This window comes from Spirosoma sp. 48-14 (genome assembly GCF_001898575.1).
Taxonomy (GTDB): Bacteria; Bacteroidota; Bacteroidia; order Cytophagales; family Spirosomataceae; genus Spirosoma.
In genome coordinates, this window is record NZ_MKUD01000001.1 from 87,026 (window position 1) to 106,272 (window position 19,247).

Consider the following 19,247-nt stretch of genomic DNA (forward strand, 5'->3'; position numbering starts at 1 on the left):
GCTGAATGTTCAAAAAAGAGGACAAATCGTTCGGTAGGATTACAAAGCGTTCAAAGAGGTGGACAGACCGTTCGATTTAGATTATTCCCATATTTTTTATTCACATGCCGCCTAATATTGCCCCATCAAGCAATTTTTAAGCATCCTTTTATTGCTATGCGTAAACCTTTATCTTCCAAATTTCTGCATTTGGTAATGTATGGGTGGCTGCCTCTCCTGCTACTGTATGGAGACGTTTGGGGGCAGGCAACTCAAAGCTACCGATTCAATGGCCGCATTCTCGACGAAAAAGGAACGGGCCTGCCCGGTGCCACCGTCGTGCTGAAAGGCGATGCCAAGTCGGGAACCACCTCTGATGCCGACGGCAAATTCACGATCAATCTGCCGACCGGCGGAGGAACATTGGTGGTATCGGCCATCGGTTATCTGGGACAGGAAGTCGCCGTCACCAGTCAGACTACGCTCGATATTACGATGTCTCCCGACATCAAAACCCTGAACGAAGTGGTGGTGGTCGGATATGGTACCCAGAAGAAAGAGAACCTGACGGGGGCCGTTGCCGCTATTACCATCGACGACAAAATTTCGAGCCGGGCCGTAGCTAACGTATCATCTGGATTATCAGGTTTAGTACCGGGTTTATCGGTTCAACAATCGACGGGGCAGGCGGGTCGTAGTGGGGCTGCACTGATCATTCGGGGATTGGGTACGGTAAACAACTCGGGTCCGCTGATCGTGGTCGATGGAATGCCCGATGTCGACATCAACCGGATCGACATGAACGATGTGGCCAGCATTTCGGTCCTGAAAGATGCGGCTTCGGCATCGGTCTATGGGTCGCGGGCCTCGAATGGGGTTGTACTGATCACGACCAAAAACGGCTCTCAGAACAAGAAAGCACAGATCAACTACACAGGCACTTACGGTCTCTCGCAGCCAACTAATTTCTACAATTACTTTGCCGACTACCCCCGTTCGCTGACCATGCACCTGCGGGCATCGGGGGCCGGGGCCTCCTCGACCACCTACCGCTACGGAACCGTTGAAGAATGGCTCTCGAAAGGGCTGGTCGATCCCATCAAATACCCTAATACCGACTGGTGGAAAACCATTCTGCGCGACCACGGCCGGATTCAGACCCACAACATTTCGGCATCGGGCGGCAACGACAAGATGAACTTTTACCTGTCGGCTGGACTCTACGACGAACTGGGCGTCCTGATCAATCACGACTATAAACGGTTCAATACCCGCTTCAACCTGGACTACAAAATCCGCGATAACGTTAAAGTGGGTATCCGAACCGATGGCCAGTGGTCGAATCAGAAATATGCCAACTCGGAAGGATTTATTACCTACACCGGCACAGCAGGTTATGACATTCGCTACGCCATTGCGGGGATTCTGCCCTACAACTCGACAACTGGTCAGTACGGCGGCATCATGGCGTACGGCGAAGATGCCTTTGCCCGCAACATGCTTTCCCAGTTCGAGGTCAACCACAACTTCCGCGACCGGCAGGAATTCAACGGGAACCTCTATGGCGAATGGACACCCATTTCGGGCCTAACCGTCCGGGGCGATTATGGCCTTCGTTATTACAACCAGTTCACCAAAAGCTATTCCGACCCCACCGACGAGTGGAACTTCCAGACGGGTCAGCTAGCCCGAACGCTGGTAGCCGCCAGCGCGGGGATTAGCAATGCTGTTAACTCAGGCTATAAAACGCTGCTTCAGGGCCGGATCACCTACAACAAAACCCTGTTTGGCAACCATCAACTGAGCCTTTTGGGCGCTTATACGGAAGAATACTGGTTCAACCGGAACTTATCGGCCAGCCGTCAGGACCGAATCAACCCACTCCTGAGCGAAATCGATGCGGCCTTAACGACTACCCAATCAGCCGGGGGTAACTCCGACGCTGAAGGGCTTCGGTCAGGTATTGGCCGTATCAACTACGTAATCAACGACAAGTACCTGTTCGAAGTCAATGCCCGGTATGATGGGTCCAGTAAGTTCCTGCCCGGCTTCCAGTACGGTTTCTTCCCATCGGCATCGGCAGGCTGGCGTTTCTCCGACGAGTCTTTTTTCAAACGGTTCTCATCGGTGGTGTCGTCGGGTAAACTGCGGGCATCAATTGGTAAGCTGGGGAATAACTCCGGCGTAGGTCGTTACGAGCAACGGGACATTTTTAACCTGACCAACTACATCTTCAATGGTAAGATTGTGAAAGGCTTCAGTTCAGCGAAGATCATCAATGAAGATTTCTCCTGGGAAGAAACCAACGTGACCAACATCGGTCTGGACCTGGGCTTCTTCGGCGGTCGACTAACCAGCGAACTCGACCTATATCAGAAGTTGACTACGGGCATGATCCGGCCTTCGTCCTTATCGACTTTCCTGTCGGGCTACAATGCGCCACGGGTAAACATCGGCAAGCTCCAGAACCGTGGCATTGAACTGAACGTAACGTATCGCTCCAAAATCCGGGATGCCAACGTAGGCGCTACGCTGAACTTTGCTTATAACCGAAACCAACTGCTGGAGTGGAACGAGTTTCTGAGCAAGGGCTACACCTACCTGAACCTACCCTACCATTTTGCCTACAGCCGCGTATCGACGGGCATCGCCCAAAGTTGGGAAGACATCGCCAATGCGCCCTTTCAGGGGCAGTACTTCGCCCCCGGCGACATTCTTTACAAGGATCTGAACGGCGATGGACAGATCACCGACGAGGATCGGCAGGCACAACCAAAATTCAACCGCGATCAACCCGTATCGACCTATGGGCTGAACCTGTTCGGTAACTGGCGCGGCTTCGATGTCAGCATTCTGTGGCAGGCGGCTACGGGTCGGAAAGACTTCTGGCTGGAACCGTTCAATCAGGTCAATGTCCCTTCGGCCCGGAACGCGTTTCAGGATTACCACTGGTACGATACCTGGAGCCTGGACAATCGGGGGGCGACCCTTCCCCGACTCCTCACCGGATCGGGCGGTAACAACCAGGCGGAGTCGACGTTCTGGCTGGACGACTTCAGCTACCTGCGGTTGAAAAATATTCAGGCGGGTTATAACGTCCCCAGCAAATACGCGAGCCGCATTGGCATGAGCCGGATTCGGGTCTACGTCACGGCAGAAAATCTGCTTACGTTCACCCGGTATCGGGGTGTCGACCCGGAAAAAAGCACCAGCGTGACCGATGCCGACAACAACGACGACCCGTTCCCACTGCTCAAATCGTATTCGTTCGGCCTTAACCTCAGCTTTTAGCTTTCACGCATGAAACGACTGACTTCTTTATCTCTCCTGCTGGGTCTTGCTTTCCTGATAACGGCCTGTACCGAGGACTTGCTCGAGCAGGTTCCTACTACCCAGCTTTCGTCGGATTTATTCTGGAAAACCACCGACGATGCCATTTTCGCCGTCAACGGGGTCTACGAAGCCAACCGGACAACCTTCGACCGAGACTACTACTTCGATGGGGCCGGGGAGTTTGTTCACACACGCGGCACCAGCAACAACCAGGGTACGTTTAACCCCGGTGCGATTGGCTCCAGCGGCAACTTTGGCTTTTTGTGGAGCGACTGCTACCGGGCTATCAACCGGGCCAATTACGTGCTGGGCAACATCAATACCTTACGGGCCAACCTGAAATCGCAGTCTGATCTGGCGCTGATGAACCGCCTTGTTGGTGAAGTACGATTTATCCGGGCCCTGAATTATTTTCGACTTATCGACCTCTGGGGGGATGTACCGTTTTTCAATAAGAAGCTGGACGGAAATACCGAAGCCTACTCACTTACCCGAACCCCGCGTGCGGTGGTGAAAGATTCGGTTCTGGCCGATCTCAGCTTTGCGGCCAATGTGCTCCCTGAAAGCTACACGGGCGACAACCTCGGCCGGGCAACCAAACTGGCGGCCTGGGCTTTCAGTGGCAAAGTCAATCTGTTCTGGGCCTGCTGGATGAAAACCGCTGGAAACAACGCCGATGCCCAAAAGCATTACACAGCCGCGGCCGCTGATTTCAAGAAAATCATCGACAAGAACATCCCGCTCTTCCGGGGTGGCGATCCCGGTCCGATTGACAACCCAAACTACTGGCACCTGTTTCAATATTTCAACGAGTACGACCCCGAAATCATCTTTTCGGTACAGTTTGGTGGTCCACTGCTAAGCCAGGGCGAGGAACTGATGCGCGACTTTGGCACCCGCAACACCGGGAATGCGCAATGCTGGGTAGCCCCTACCTATCGACTGGCCAACCGTTATCAACTCATCAGTACTGGCGATTTTGCCCCACCGCTGGTTCTGTCGAAAAATACGACGCAAACCAACAGTGCAACCAATCCGAAATCATACGTTGGGCGCGACTACCGCATGCGAGCCACCATGCTCTGGGATGAACAAAAAATGCTCCGGCTCTCGACCGATGGGCTGACAGTACAGGATAGCATTCCGTTCCGCTTCGGTAGCCGCGATGGGGTCACCTATATCAACTACGATGGCGCTCCGGCCGGGTATATTTTCCGCAAGTGGGTACGGCAAACAGGTGGCATTGGCCGTAGCGACGGTCCGCAGGATATTTACATGATGCGCCTGCCCGACGTTTGGCTGATGTATGCTGAAGCCGTCAACGAAGTCAATGGAGGTCCAACGGCAGAACTGTTTACGTTGCTCGACCGAATCCGTCGTCGGGGAAATTTACCGGCGCTGAATCAGGCCAAGTTTGCGACGAAGGCCGACTTCTTCAAAGCCATCGAACAGGAGCGCATTGTGGAACTGGTTGGTGAAGGCCACCGCTTCTTCGACATCCGTCGCTGGCGCAAAGCCGAAGAAATCTGGCCCGCTCCCAACGGACAGGTTCTTTATGATTCGCAGGGCACCCGTATTCGCGACGAGTTTGTGAACTCCCCCGACCGGAACTACCAGCGGTATTACATTTTCCAGATTCCAACCGGCGAGATCGAAGTCAACTCGAAAATAGTCCAGAATGAGCCGTGGCTTTAATGAGCCTTAAGCCGACAACCTTACGATTATGAAATCAATAGCTGTCTATAAATTCTTTGGTATCCTGGCCCTGATTGGGCTGCTCTCCTGCGGCAAAGAACCCATCGACGAATCAGGTTTGCTGATCACGGGTCGTAACCAGTGTTTCATGACCTTTTTTGACCTGCTAGGCTCCGATCACCGGACGGTACTGGTCAGTGGTCAGACCGTTATCGACACCACCGCCCTAACGGTTACGGCCGTGGCCCGGTTTGGTACCAACATACAGCGGGTAAAGCCTTATTGCAGTGTTGTTACCGATGCGATTGTCGAACCAACGATGGGAATCTGGACCGATTACACCCAGCCACAAAAGTATACGGTCGTATCGGGCAACCGGCAGGTTCGGAAGACCTACACCGTGACAGTCACCCTCCAGAAATAACCCCTTCCTCACTGACTATGAAAAACATAACATACTCTGTTTTAGCGGTTTTGGGAATCTGGATTAGTACGACAGGCTGTCAGACCAAAGACGTAACACCGGATTCGTTTCGCAATGACCTTCTGAAGAAAACCACCGGCCCAGCCGTTGTGGGCGACCGAATTGAATTTGCGTATGCGCTGGGCACCACCGAAGGCGACCTCCAGAATGTGAAAGCCGAAGCGACCATCGCAGGGGCCAAAGGGACAGGCTTCAGTGGTTATTCCTGGTATACCAACCGCAATACGGGCGTCGATCAACCCGTTCAAACGGCTACAGACACCGTAACGAATGGAACGGTATCGAGTGCCAAAATCATTGATGTAGCGACTAACAAGGCCGTTACACTTCGCTACTATTATTATCCGGGCGAAGATGCCAAAGGCAAAGATGTGTCCTTCCGGTTTAGTGGTACTTCCTCGACTGGGAAGGAAGTCAGCTATCAGTCGCCAACGTATCGGATCAGTCGGATGGATATGAAACGATCCCTGGCCTTAGTCGATGGTGCGAAAGCCTACGTTTCGATTGCCGACATGGCCGTATACACTAAAGCCGAAGTCGAGCAGAACAATCTGGCGAATAAAATCGACTTCGTGTATATCTACCGAGCCACACTCGGCACGGGTAACTATGCCTTTGGGCATGCGATTGTTGCCCCGTCCAACGCCGATTACCTCAAAGACGTGACCCTGCCAACCGGCCTGACCAAATCCCGTACGGCCATCGATAAACGCGTGGATGTAAAAGATGCCCAACTCCGGGGCACTACCGGCTTCGACGTGTACATTGATGATCTGGATTTGCAACAAACAACGTTCCCCAACGCGGCCGATTATGCCTATGGCTTTGCTGCCGACCAGGGGGCATTCGTCAAAACCGCCGACGGAGCTTACGCGGCCTATGTGTACGTCAACTCGGTCAATAACGGCAGCAAGTCCATGACGATCAGCATCAAGCGCTTAAAATTAAATTAGTTGTAGGTTTAGAACGGGCAACTTCCTGAGAGTGGAATCTTTCAGGAAGTTCTGATTTTTATCCAAACCGTATCTCTCTTTTTCGACAGGATTTACAAGATTAACAGGATTAGTTTTAAGAAAATCAATCCTGTTAATCTTGTAAATCCTGTCGAAAAACTAATCTTCGTTATGAACCGCTTCTCTTTCCTTGCTGGCTGCATCCTCTTTGTTTTGACAGGGATTAATGCCATTGCCCAATCAATTCCGCAACCGCCTACATTCCTGAATGCCAGTCTATTAAAAACCAATAAAGAATTAATTCAGAAAGGAGATCAATCACTGATCGCTGCCCGGAACAAACTGCTCAAACTGGCCGATCAGGTACTATCTGAGAAAGCGCATTCGGTGGTTGAAAAAAGTAAAACGCCCCCCAGTGGCGATAAGCACGACTACATGAGTGTAGGGCCTTACTGGTGGCCCGATTCCACCAAGCCCAATGGCCTGCCTTATATTCGGAAAGACGGTCGGATCAACCCTGAACGGTTTGCCATTCAGGATGCCGAATACCTGAAAGACCTGTGTCGTAACGTGGAGATACTGGCCGCTGCCTATTATTTCTCAGGCAATGAAACCTATGCCAGTCGGGCTGCGGAATTGCTGCGAATCTGGTTTCTGAATCCTGATACCAGAATGAATCCCAATTTGAACTACGGGCAGTCGATTCCGGGCATTACCGAGGGGCGGGGTATTGGCTTGATTGATACGAGGGCTCTGGCCAAACTTGTCGATTCCGTTCAACTGCTGAAAGACTCAAAAGCCTGGCCATCAGTTGATCATGCTGCTTTACAAAACTGGTTTCGGCAATTTCTGGACTGGATGCTGCATAGTCCGATTGGTAAAGACGAAGAAGACGAGCATAACAACCACGGCACCTACTACGACGTTCAGGCCATTGCTTTTGCGCTGTTTCTGGATGATAAAAAGCTGGCTAAAGAAATCATCGAACAGAAAACGATGAAGCGTATCCAGAGCCAGTTGAAAGATGATGGTAGTCAGCCGCATGAGCTGGCACGGACGCTTTCCTGGGGCTATTCGGTCATGAATCTGAAAGGGTTTTTTATCCTTGCCCAACTGGCCGATGCCGTACCAGTCGACCTGTGGCGATACGAAACGCCCGACGGCAAGAGTATCAAAAAAGCTTTTCTGTGGATGCTCCCCTATGCCGAAGGGAAAAAAGCCTGGACGCACCCGCAAATTAAAACGCTGCATCCCGAAGAATTCCGGCCTCTCATGGTCGTAGCCTCGTCGGCATATTCGCTCAGTGAATTACCTCCCCTACCCAGTCAGGTAAACAAACCCGATGATAGTCTTTTTCAGCTAACGCATTCTCTGTTTTAAAATCGGTTCGCTATGCCCATCAAACTCTTCATCGCGCTGCTCATCACGTTAGCAGGCAACGCCTATGCGCAAAATCAGAACCTGTTGAGCGGCAAATACACGGCCGACGATCTCAAAAAAGTTCTGATTCCACAGGCTCAGTGGGCGCCCTTTCCAAAACGGGATTATCGGGCAGGCTGGGCCAAAGCCGATCAGGCGATGCTGAACGCGTATGTCAAAAAAGCCGAATCATACCTCACGTATCAGTGGCCGAGCATTCCCGCCACCAAATCCCTGCTGATTGAACGAACAGGCAACCGAACCGACTACGAAGCCATTAGTTTCAAAAAACGGGAAGTGCTGGGCACGCTGCTCCTGGCCGAAATCGCTGAAAATAAGGGACGTTTCATCGACCCGATTGTGGATGGCGTCTGGTCCATTTGTGAAGAATCGTTCTGGGGAGCGTCGGCTCATTTGCCCAAAGGCAAGGCGTATTTAGGATTGGTCGATGTGTCGCAGCCATTTGTCGATCTGTTTGCGGCCGAAACCGCTACGTATCTGGCCTGGGTCGATTATTACCTGGGCGATAAACTCGATGCCGTTTCACCACAGATTCGCAAACGCATCTATAACGAAACCAATTACCGGGTTTTTCAGCCCCTGATGACCAAACCTCACGGCTGGATGACCAAAACCTCGGCTGGTCGGCCACCCAATAACTGGAACCCCTGGATTTGCTCTAACTGGCTCAACGCCGTTTTATTGCTTGAAAAAGACGATAATAAACGGGCCGCGTCGGTGGCGAAACTCCTGCATGTACTCGATGAATTTGTAAATCCATACCCGCAGGATGGGGGCTGCGACGAAGGACCAAGTTACTGGGGTGCCGCAGCCGCTTCGCTCTTCGACAATATTGCGATGCTGAATACAGCCAGCAACGATGCCTTTCAGTACGTGTATGCCGACGAGAAGTTTCGGAATATGGGCAGGTTTATCTACCGCGCCCAAATCAGTGAAAAATACTTCCTGAATTTTGCCGATGCCGACCCTCAACCGGGTATGGCCGCTACCATGATTTATCGGTATGGGAAAGCGATCAATGACCCCGACATGATGCGCTTTGGCGCCTATTATCGGCAACCCGAAGACAGTAGCATCGGACGGTTTCACTTCTTCCGCAACTTCTATGCGCTGTTCATGCAGGATGAGTTCCAGAAAGCTCCCCAGGGATTACCGCTTCCTAAAGATGTCTGGTTACCTAACCTTCAGGTATTTGCGGCCCGCGATCAGGCTGGCACAACCAACGGATTTTATGTAGCGGCCAAAGGGGGTCATAATGATGAAAGCCATAACCACAACGACATCGGCAATTATGTGGTCTACTACGATGGGCAACCGCTGTTGATCGATGTAGGCCGGGGAACCTACACGGCTAAAACGTTCAGCAGCAAACGATACGACATCTGGTACAACTGCTCCGACTACCATAACCTACCCACCATCAATGGGCAGAATCAACCACCCGGTATGTCGTTTAAGGCCACCAATGTGTCGTACAAAACGGATAAGACAGGTACCCAATTTGGCGTCGATATTTCGAAGGCCTATCCGAAAGAATCGGGGGTTAATCGCTGGCAGCGGAGCATCCGTCTAAACCGGGGAAAAAGTGTACAGATAGACGACGAGTTTACGCTCCAGCAGGCTACTCAACTCACTCAACACCTGATGACCTGCTACCCAGCCGAAGCTGGAAAACCCGGCGAACTCATCATTCACTACGCTCCTAAGCAGGGCACCCCACACGACTTCGTGGTGAAATACAACCCAAAACAGTTGCAGCCATCGGTCGAAAAAGTAAAGCTGGAAGCGCCCGAAGATCAGGGTATTATTACGAAATGGGGCGATACCATTTACCGGATTAACTTCACCGCACTCGCCCCCAAAACCTCGGACAAGCTTAACTTTGTGATTGTACCGAAGTAAAGCCCAAACAATTGAGTATTTTATATGAACTCAAGGAAAAAAAGTGATTGGTTTTCAATTGTCGCCTTAACTACACAAACTCCAAATGAACATGGATTTGTAATATACAACGAGGAAAAGTTCAATTTTCAGTATGTAGGATATTCCCAAAACCGGATGGGCTATCTGACAATATGGAATGCTAGTAACAAGAAGGCAACGAGAGTACTTAATTGTCGAATTCCTGACAGCGTTAGCTTTATAGAATTTGACGAAGCAGAAGCATTTGAGCACTCTTTACCTAAAGAGTTGAATTATGAGTTAGATTGGTTAGTGAATAACTGAATAATACAAACTCCCTCCTCCCCATGTTGTTTCTCGTGTCTGTGAGGACACAGACACGAGAAACAACATGGGGAATCTTGATAAGCCTCTACGCGTTCATAGCGGCCAGCGCATCGGCGGGCGATTTTCGGGCTAACTCATATATCTGAGCCGTGAGCCCGACGTGAATTTCATACGCGTTGTTCTCAAGGGCATGGAGCAGATCAGCCGCTACCACCGATGGAGCGATACCATTGGTAGCTCCGCCAATTTCCTGCGAAAAATCAGTATCGACCAGCGGGGGCATCAATTCAAAAACTTTGGTGGTTGAGCTCCGCTCCAGCGTAATCCGTAACGACTGAGAATAGGAGTGTAAGGCTGCTTTACTGGCCCCATAGGTCGCCATCCGATGACTGGGAGCCAATGCTACAATCGACGTTACATTGACAATGGCGGCTTCTTCCTGCCTATTCAACAGATCGACCAGTTTTTCCGTCAGCCGAATAACCGACAGGTAGTTGGTCAGCATCTCATCACCCGCCTTTTCAAACGCATTGGCCTGAGCTGCCTGTTGGTAATAGAACGCTTTACCCGCATTGTTAATCAGAATATTTAGGTTCGGAAAGTCGGCATACAATTGGTCAACCAGACGGTTTACATCGGCCTCATTCGTTACGTCACTCACAATCGCCGTTACATTCTGGAGTTGAGCAGCCGCTTTTTTCAGACGATTTTCATCCCGACCAGTGATAATTACATGGTTGCCTTTCTGATCGAACAGTTTAGCGATTTCAAAGCCGATACCGGCGCTTCCTCCTGTAATCAGGACTGTATTCTGAGTCGTTTTCATGTCATTTATTTTTCAGTGTCAATTTTCAATAAAAATACCAATCGGTATTTTTTAGTTCAAAAATTTTCAACTTTTTAATTGATCAACAAGAAACTCCACAGTTTTCAGAACTTTCGCCAGGCTAGACGGATTATTCGTTGCTTTGGCAATCATAATACCTCCTTCGATCAAAGCAATCATCGACAGGGCCGTTTGTTCCGGTGCTATATCTGGTTTAAACTCACCCGCGTCAATACCGCCCCGAATCAGATCAACCAGGCGTTTTTTCCAGGCTTCGATAGCCTTGGCGGCTTTATCTTTCAGCAGATTATTCGTATCGTCGGCATCAATGGCAGTATTCAAAATAGGGCATCCCCCTTCAGGAAATGGCATCCCAGAGTACTTATGGTAGATTTGAGCATAGACCAGTAGTTTCCGATGAAATGTCGTTTCCTGAGCCAGGCGTTGCTGAATCACCTGATTGATTTTAGACAGGTTGTAGTCAAAACAGGCCAGGGCAACTTCTTCTTTACTCCCAAAGTTGCCATAAATACTACCTTTCGTCAGGCCAGTTGCTTCGGTCAGGTCCGACAGCGATGTTCCCGCATAGCCTTTCGTATTGAAAATACCGGCGGTCGTTTCGATAATAAACTGCCGGGTTCGTTCTGCTTTTGACAATTCATTTTTCATAGAACAAATATACCAATTGGTATTTATATTTCCTACATTTGTGCAAACTTTATGCGCCAGCCACAAGGACGCTCTTCATCAGGGCCAATACCGACCTGGCTGACAACTATAACTACTATGTTACACCGAGTTGTTATTACCGGATTAGGTGCATTGACTCCCGTAGGCAACGACATTCCAATGTTCTGGGCGAATGTTCTTGCTGGTCGCAGTGGAGCCGCACCCATTACCCATTTCGACGCTTCGTTGTTCCGAACGCAATTTGCGTCTGAACTGAAACAATACAATGCTTCTGATTACTTATCCCATGCCGACGGCAAACGAACCGATCGGTTTACCCAATACGCCTTGATTGCTGCCGATCAGGCAATAAAAGACTCCGGCTTTGAGCTATCTCGACTGGACCCGTTCGATGTGGGTGTTATTTGGGGAAATGGACAGGGGGGTATGGATGTATTTGAAGAGCAGGTGACGGAATATGTCAAGGGCAACGGCCAGCCACGTTTTAGTCCTTTTTTTGTACCGAAACTCATTGCCAATATGGCGTCGGGTATGATCTCGATTCGTCATGGTTTTATGGGCATCAATTACACCACCGTTTCGGCCTGCGCCACCTCCAATACCGCCATCATGGATGCGTTCAATTACATCCGGCTGGGAAAAGCGAAAATCATCGTCACCGGCGGATCGGAAGCACCCATCACCCCAGCCTCGTTCGGCGGGTTTAGCGCCATAAAAGCCATGTCGACGCGCAATGATGACCCTACTACCGCTTCCCGTCCGTTCGATGTCGAACGCGACGGCTTTGTGATGGGTGAAGGAGCAGGCGCTCTGGTGCTGGAAGAGTACGAACATGCCGTCAGACGGGGAGCTACAATCTATGGTGAAATCACCGGGGCAGCCATGACGGCCGACGCCTATCATATGACGGCGACGCACCCCGAAGGACTGGGTGCCGCCAAAGCGATGCAACTAGCCCTGGCCGAAGCAGGTTTAGCTATTCAGGATGTGGATTATCTGAATCCGCATGCAACGTCTACGCCCGTCGGTGATTTATCCGAAATCAAAGCTATTCTTCAACTGGCCGGAACGCCCCCATCCTCCCTACACATCAGTGCGACCAAATCAATTACGGGCCATTTGATGGGGGCTGCAGGGGCAATCGAAGCGATTATTTGCCTGTTGTCGATGCGCGACAATGTGATTCCACCGACTATTAATACGACAGAATTAGACCCGGCTATTCCTAAGGATGTATCCATTGTGCTGGGAGAAGCAAGGCCTGCCCGTGTCAATACAACCCTAAGCAACGCCTTTGGATTCGGTGGGCATAACGCAACGGTTGTATTCCAGAAAGTGTGAAGGAGAAAAATATAGTGCGGGCGGGTTCTTAAACCCGCCCAGCGAGGTTTCTCAAAACCTATTGGTTCGGTTTTGAGAAACCTCACGCTGTCGGATGTCAGCATCCGCCCGCACATAGCACAGGACTACACACTATACCGTAAATCGCTTGTTAATAACGCAGCTGGCTACACGATAATACGCTTGTAACGTCGACAGATTGCCGTGTTTGTAGTAACTTTGTGCCCTTTTTCCACAAAAAATGGCATCTATTTCCTGCGGCATTGATTTTGGCACATCGAACACAAGTGTAGCGATTGCCCACAACGGCACGATTAACCTTGTTCCTGTTGAGCAGACACACGTTACGATTCCCAGTGCATTGTTTTTTCAGCGCGTCGATAACCGTCCATTCTATGGACGAGCGGCTGTCCGTATGTTCTTCGACCGGGAGGACGGGCGTTTCATGCGAAGTTTGAAGCGGGTGCTGGGTACATCGCTCATGAAACAGGGAACCCTGGTGAACGGTGCATCCATGAATTTCTCGATCATCATCAGCTCATTTCTGCGGCATATAAAAGCTAAGGCAGATGCCGAAGCCGGGCAGGAAATCGAGCATGTCGTTATGGGGCGGCCCGTTCATTTTGTTGATAACGACCCGGATGCGGATGTCCGCGCTCAGGCCGAATTACAAGCTATTGCGCAGCGAATCGGGTTCAAACACATTGAATTTCAGTTCGAGCCGATCGCGGCTGCTTTTGCGCATGAAGTTCGGATCAAGGGCGAAAAGCTGGCCATTGTGGCCGACTTAGGGGGTGGTACGTCCGATTTTACGGTTATCAAACTATCAGATCAATATATCCATAAACCAGATCGCTCGTCGGATATTCTGGCGAATACGGGCGTTCGGATCGGCGGTAACGACTTCGATAAAGAGCTTAGTCTGACAGCCATCATGCCCGAAATTGGGTATCGGACTACGTATGGGCCTAAAAATCTGGAAGTACCTCTAAAACCATTCTATGACCTGGCCGAGTGGAGTAAGGTCAACTTTTTGTATACCCCGAAAACCATCATGCAGGTTCGGCAATTGCTTCACCAATCGCACGATAAAAAGCGATACCGAAGGCTGTTGCAGGTTCTCGAAGATGAAACCGGCCACTCACTGCTGGCAACCTCCGAAAGTGCCAAAATCGCTCTATCAGCTCAGCCCATTCATACGGCTACCTTCGATTTTATAGAAGAAGACTTTTTCATCCCGATCAAACGAGAACTTTTTGAAGAGTCTATTCAGAACGATGTCGACAAGATAGCTGCTTCGGCCCGGCAGTGTCTTCAGGATGCCGGTGTGCGTAACGAAGACATCGATTTAGTGATTCTGACGGGAGGCTCCACCGAAGTTCATTCCGTACAGGTTGCGTTTAAACAGCTCTTTCCGAATGCGGCTATTGCCGATCAGAACAAACTATCCAGCGTCGGGCTGGGCTTAGCCTACGATAGCCAGTATAAGTTTGGGAGCGACCAATAAGCCTGTCCGGCTCCGGCTCGTCCGCGACACAATCACGGATGAGCAGCGGTCCGCTACTGTTTCAAAATCCGTTTGGAGACTGCACGGCCATCCAGCTGAATCTGGAGAATATATGTGCCCGTCGGAAAAGCGCTGAGCTGGAGTGTCGACGTATCGTTTTTGAATTCCTGCTGCATCAGGGATTGTCCGCTCATATCTGTCAGTGCTACAGATGCCTTGCTTTTCAGAACAGGATACCGAATACGAGCCGTTACAGCGGTAGTTGCAGGCACCGGAAATACATCGATAAAGCCATCCAGCGATGCCTCGTCAACAGCCAGCAACGGCATTACCGTTACAACAGCGGCAGTTGATGAAACACTTCCCTTACACCCGTTACTGACCGATACCAGTCGATAGACTGATGTTTTTAAAGGCTTCACGCTTATCGTGTAAGGGCTTGTAGCCGCTTGTACCGTTTGCACAGCCCCTACCCCTGTAGCGGTACTATCACGGTACGAAAACGCCCAGGGGCTATCGGCAGTAAGTGTTACAGATAGCGAAGCCGACTGTCCTTCCAGAATGGTCTGACTTCCGGCCAGGGTAGCCGTTGGAGCCGCAAGCACATTGACAGGCAGCGTTGCTGTAGGCCCTTCACAACCAAAGAGAGTCTGACTGACCAGAACGGAAAACGACCCAGCTTTATCCGTATTAACCGTAGGTACAGTGGTCAGTACTGAACCGCTCTGGTCATACCACTTCAGATTTACGCCCGTAGCGGTCAGCGACGGAGGTGTCGTAAACTGACAGACATCTTTTCGGCTGACCGTTGGAGCTGCAGGCAGAGCCTGTATGGTAACGGACAACATCGACCGTGGACTTTCGCAGCCGTCAAGTGTCTGACTGACAAAGCAATTCGTTTGGACCGCCTGCGTTGTACTAATCGTGGGGGCAACCGAAGAGCCTGTTCCTCCTCCCGAATTCTCATACCACAACAGGTTATAGCCGCTAGCCTGAAGTGTGGGTGCCGATGCATTCTGACAAACCATAATGGGCTGTACGGTCGGGCTGTTGGGCACCCGCTTTAGGGTAATAGGCAGCACGTCGCTTTCTGCATAGGGCGAACTACTGACCACCTTAACCCTAAAACTCCCCACCAAAGGCCCGCTTACGGATACAGCTCCTGATATAGCGGTTAAACTTGTTCCCTCCTGAATGGCAATACGGGTTCCACGGGTAAAATCTCCTGTTACGTCCGATAGCCACAACGTGAATGTATTATCCGCGTGCATGGTGCCATAGGTCGTAAAGGGAACCGTAATCACTTCGCCTGAGCAAAAGCTGGTTTCAGGAACATTGCCCAATCGAATAGTCGCCACATCCACATCCGTTGTAACAATAAATTCGGTCGTATACACGGCATTCGGCCCTGCTTTGAAATACAGGTTCTGCACATCATAGAGCGGCATCCATTTGTAGAGAACCTGGGAGCCATAGGTCACTTTGATCAGGAAATTGCAATAGCGCATCGTCCAGGGGTAACCGTTCGTTGCAGGCTGGAACGGGTTCGATGGGAACGTATACGTTCCCGAAGCATTCGTAGTCGCATTCAGGATTGACACCGAAGATACTGAATCGGAAGACCAGTTAACCGGATAGACTTCGATAGCTGCATTTCTCAGCGGAGTTCCCTGTTGATTAGTCACCTTTACGCCGATGGTATTCGGAAATGGGCGTATAATCCATTGGTCTCCATTGATTGGTCCGTCGGCTGTCGAGTTCAATAAATTCGTGGTGTATTCGTCCCAGGTTATGTTGCCATAAGGGTAGTTCATGATCGAACTGACCGGCTCGAAGGTTTGTGCGTTTACCGGATTTTTAGCTCCTTCTACGCGTAAACCGTAGATATCAATGGCACCACGGGCATGGCCAAACTCATGCGTCAGGCCATCGGTAGCCGTAGACGCAAATGGGCCATCCCAATCCTTCCAGCCCCAACTATGATAAATCGTCTGGTAACTCCCATACCAGCCTCCTCCAACCGTGGGTTCTGTAAACTTACCATCGACAACAACGCAGTACTGAAAGCGAGGATGGCTACGGAAAACTTCATTTTGCGCAGGCCCCTCAAACACATACACCGAATCGACACGGAAATTATAGACTCCATTAAAATTGGGTGAGCTATTGAAATTGGCGGTAACGGTCGCTAGTTGAGCCTTCACAATAGCATCAATCGACTTGCCATAAGCTTTCTGATAATAGTCGGCCGTTTGTTTTTCGACAGCAATGACCACACTAAACGCCCAGGTTGGCTTTGCGTAGGCATAACTGATTGAACAGGTCGCCCATAGACACATTAGCAGGCCGATCAGGCGAAAACGAGTGCGGGTTGATACGTACATAAAACGTACTGGCTTTAACGAAACAGGAATAAATGACTCTACACGCTGACAAATCCGGCCGAAAATTACGATCAAACCGGACAACTGCCTGCGCATCAGGCATCCGGGCGACAGACGGTACCCGAATCAGCTGTTCAAAGATGGAAGAGGCTACCGTATGACTTACTGATACCGATCAAACAATGAACTGATTATCATCAGAGTATAGTCAGAAGTCTGCTCAGCAGGGTTACCTGGGCTTCCTTCGCAACGTTATCCGTCTGTCATCTTAAAATTCGACAATAAGCATGAGTAGGTTAGAGCCATCCCCGATTTTTCTCTCAAAGAACAACCTCATGACCAGCCTGCACTCTCCCCTTTTCCGTTCTTTTTTTACCGCTTGCCTTTCCATCGCTACACTGCTTGCAAATCCTGTTTATGCCCGCATCACCCGTATCGAGATCACAACCCGCCAAACGCCAACGTTCGACGGAAAGGTGTTTGGGAACGTGGGGGCCTATGAAAAACTTCGGGGAAAAGCCTACGGCGAACTTGACCCGACCAGTCCGCAAAATGCACTGATTACTGACCTCCGATTAGCACCGCGCAATGCCAGAGGGATGGTCGAGTATGCAATGGATATTTATATTCTGAAACCAATTGATCTGTCGAAGGGAGCGCACAAGTTATTTCTGGAAGTAAACAACCGAGGAGGCAAATTAGTCGGTGGGTTCAACAGGAGTGGTGGCGGTAATGACCCAACGACAGCCGCCGATGCGGGGGAAGGCTTCCTGATGAATCGAGGCTACACGCTGGTCTGGAATGGCTGGGACCCATCGGCCGCACCCACGAATAACAACCTAACCCTGACCGTACCCATTGCAAAACAGGCCGATGGCTCCCCAATCTCGGGCCCCTCCTACGAATACATTGTGTACGACAATGCGACCACTACAGGCTATACCCTGGCGTATCCAACCGCCACGCAGGCTAAAAATCAGGCTACGCTTACGGTTCGCCAGCATTTGTCAGATTCGCCAACCGTAGTTCCGGCTGAAGGCTGGGAGTTTGTGGACGACCGAACGATTCGACTTTTACCCGCAGGAACGCCATTCCGACAAAGTGCCATTTATGAGTTCAGCTATACCGCCCGCGACCCTATCGTTGCTGGCATTGGCTTTGCTGCTACCCGCGATTTTATCTCGTTTCTACGCTACGCCACTACCGACGATGCTGGAAACCCTAATCCACTCGCCCGCGACGTACAATTTACTTACTCGTTCGCTATTTCGCAGCCCGCTCGCTATCTGAATGACTTTCAAACCCTTGGGTTTAACGCCGATGAACAAGGACGACGGGTTCTGGACGGTATCGAAAACTGGTTGGGTGGAGGCAGTGGCATTGGCCTGAATGTTCGCTTTGCGCAACCTTCCCGAACGGAACGAAACCGGCAGAATCATCTGTATCCCGAAGCCCCGTTCCCATTTGCCTATCCTGTACTCACTGACCCATTCACAGGTAAAACCGCTGGTCGGCTGGGAGCCTGTACCACCAGCCATACGTGCCCTAAAGTCTTCGAAGTCAACTCGGCTAACGAATACTGGGTGAAAGCCGCATCACTACTGCATACCGACCCGAAAGGCAATGACTTACCCGATCCCGACAATGTTCGATTCTTTCTGGTATCGGGCGCGCAACATGGCGCTGGAAACGGGGCTTCGCGGGGGATATGCCAGCAATTTCAGAATCCGACCAATGCCGAACCACTGCTCCGGGCTTTATTTGTGGCTCTCGACGAATGGGTTACGAAAGGTATTGCCCCTCCTCCAAGTGCTGTACCGCGGCAATTGGCCGGAACGGCGGTAGTAGCCGTTCCTCAGCCTGGTTCTCAAACGGGACTGATTCCGCAAGCTACTCTAGGCTGGCCAACCATTCCAGGTGTTACGTATACCGGCCTGATAACCAGCCGATATCAACTCGATTTTGGCCAGACAACCGAGCAGGGCATTCTCGCTATCAATCCTCCGACAGTAGACGGGCGACCTGTTTACACCAATTTTGTGTCGAAAGTCGATGCCGATGGGAACGAGATCGCTGGCATACGTTTACCACCCGTTGCGGCTCCAATAGCGACCACAACGGGCTGGGCACTCCGCCGGGCCGAGTATGGCGAGAATGAAGGCTGTGAAGGAGCCGGGCAGCAGATTCCATTCAAAGCCACGAAAGCTGAACGAATAGCCACCAACGACCCTCGATTATCGCTGGAAGAACGATACCATTCTCATGAAGGTTACGTGAAAGCAGTCACTACGTCGGTACAACGCCTGCAGCAACAGCGACTACTGTTACCGGAAGATGCTCAGCAATACATCCATGATGCGGAAGTCAGTGCAGTGCTAAAGTAGGC

At 50.9% G+C, this 19,247-nt stretch carries 13 protein-coding genes; 10 read left to right on the top strand and 3 right to left on the bottom strand.

Going from position 1 to position 19,247, the window contains the following annotated elements:
- The first annotated feature begins 156 nt into the window (after nt 1-156).
- The 7 genes from BGO59_RS00325 (at nt 157) to BGO59_RS00355 (ending at nt 10,110) form a co-directional block, all read left to right on the top strand.
- On the top strand, nt 157-3,270 hold the full coding sequence (locus tag BGO59_RS00325) for a TonB-dependent receptor (protein WP_293678981.1): 3,114 nt from the start codon (nt 157-159) through the stop codon (nt 3,268-3,270).
- 9 nt (nt 3,271-3,279) lie between these two features.
- Nucleotides 3,280-5,007 carry a RagB/SusD family nutrient uptake outer membrane protein gene (locus BGO59_RS00330; RefSeq protein ID WP_293678983.1) on the top strand — a complete coding sequence of 576 codons (1,728 nt, stop codon included), beginning with the start codon at nt 3,280-3,282 and terminating at the stop codon, nt 5,005-5,007.
- Nucleotides 5,008-5,035: 28 nt separating this feature from the next.
- Nucleotides 5,036-5,431: a hypothetical protein gene (locus BGO59_RS00335; RefSeq protein ID WP_293678985.1), complete on the top strand. Its 396-nt coding sequence runs from the start codon at nt 5,036-5,038 to the stop codon at nt 5,429-5,431.
- A gap of 17 nt (nt 5,432-5,448) precedes the next feature.
- The gene (locus tag BGO59_RS00340; protein ID WP_293678987.1) at nt 5,449-6,444 is read left to right on the top strand and encodes a DUF4466 family protein; all 996 of its coding nucleotides are present in this window, start codon (nt 5,449-5,451) and stop codon (nt 6,442-6,444) included.
- 171 nt (nt 6,445-6,615) lie between these two features.
- Nucleotides 6,616-7,824, top strand: coding sequence for an alginate lyase family protein (locus BGO59_RS00345; RefSeq protein WP_293678989.1), 1,209 nt, complete (start codon nt 6,616-6,618; stop codon nt 7,822-7,824).
- Between the two features lie 12 nt (nt 7,825-7,836).
- Nucleotides 7,837-9,786: a heparinase II/III family protein gene (locus BGO59_RS00350; RefSeq protein ID WP_293678991.1), complete on the top strand. Its 1,950-nt coding sequence runs from the start codon at nt 7,837-7,839 to the stop codon at nt 9,784-9,786.
- 24 nt (nt 9,787-9,810) lie between these two features.
- A complete protein-coding gene (locus BGO59_RS00355; RefSeq protein ID WP_293678993.1) occupies nt 9,811-10,110 on the top strand; it encodes a hypothetical protein in 300 nt (99 codons plus the stop codon).
- Between the two features lie 88 nt (nt 10,111-10,198).
- On the opposite strand, the gene BGO59_RS00360 is transcribed toward BGO59_RS00355, so the two are convergent.
- Nucleotides 10,199-10,939, bottom strand: a complete 741-nt coding sequence (locus BGO59_RS00360) for an SDR family oxidoreductase (RefSeq protein WP_293678995.1) — start codon at nt 10,937-10,939, stop codon at nt 10,199-10,201.
- 66 nt (nt 10,940-11,005) lie between these two features.
- Complete coding sequence (locus tag BGO59_RS00365) at nt 11,006-11,608, bottom strand: TetR/AcrR family transcriptional regulator (protein WP_293678997.1); 603 nt, start codon at nt 11,606-11,608, stop codon at nt 11,006-11,008.
- Nucleotides 11,609-11,725: 117 nt separating this feature from the next.
- Here BGO59_RS00365 and fabF point away from each other — a divergent pair, with 117 nt between their 5' ends.
- Together fabF and BGO59_RS00375 are read left to right on the top strand one after the other, a co-directional pair.
- Nucleotides 11,726-12,970, top strand: a complete 1,245-nt coding sequence (gene fabF / locus BGO59_RS00370; RefSeq protein WP_293678999.1) for a beta-ketoacyl-ACP synthase II — start codon at nt 11,726-11,728, stop codon at nt 12,968-12,970.
- 241 nt (nt 12,971-13,211) lie between these two features.
- Entirely contained in the window at nt 13,212-14,477 is a 1,266-nt protein-coding gene (locus BGO59_RS00375) for an Hsp70 family protein (RefSeq protein WP_293679001.1), read from the top strand.
- A 53-nt stretch (nt 14,478-14,530) separates the two neighbouring features.
- Here the strand turns inward: BGO59_RS00375 and BGO59_RS00380 are convergent, their stop codons facing one another.
- The gene (locus BGO59_RS00380) at nt 14,531-16,861 is read right to left on the bottom strand and encodes a T9SS type A sorting domain-containing protein (RefSeq protein ID WP_293679003.1); all 2,331 of its coding nucleotides are present in this window, start codon (nt 16,859-16,861) and stop codon (nt 14,531-14,533) included.
- 335 nt (nt 16,862-17,196) lie between these two features.
- Between BGO59_RS00380 and BGO59_RS00385 the strand changes: the two genes are divergently transcribed.
- Nucleotides 17,197-19,245 (top strand): alpha/beta hydrolase domain-containing protein, encoded by a 2,049-nt coding sequence (locus tag BGO59_RS00385; RefSeq protein WP_293679005.1) that lies wholly within the window; start codon nt 17,197-17,199, stop codon nt 19,243-19,245.
- Nucleotides 19,246-19,247: the final 2 nt, after the last annotated feature.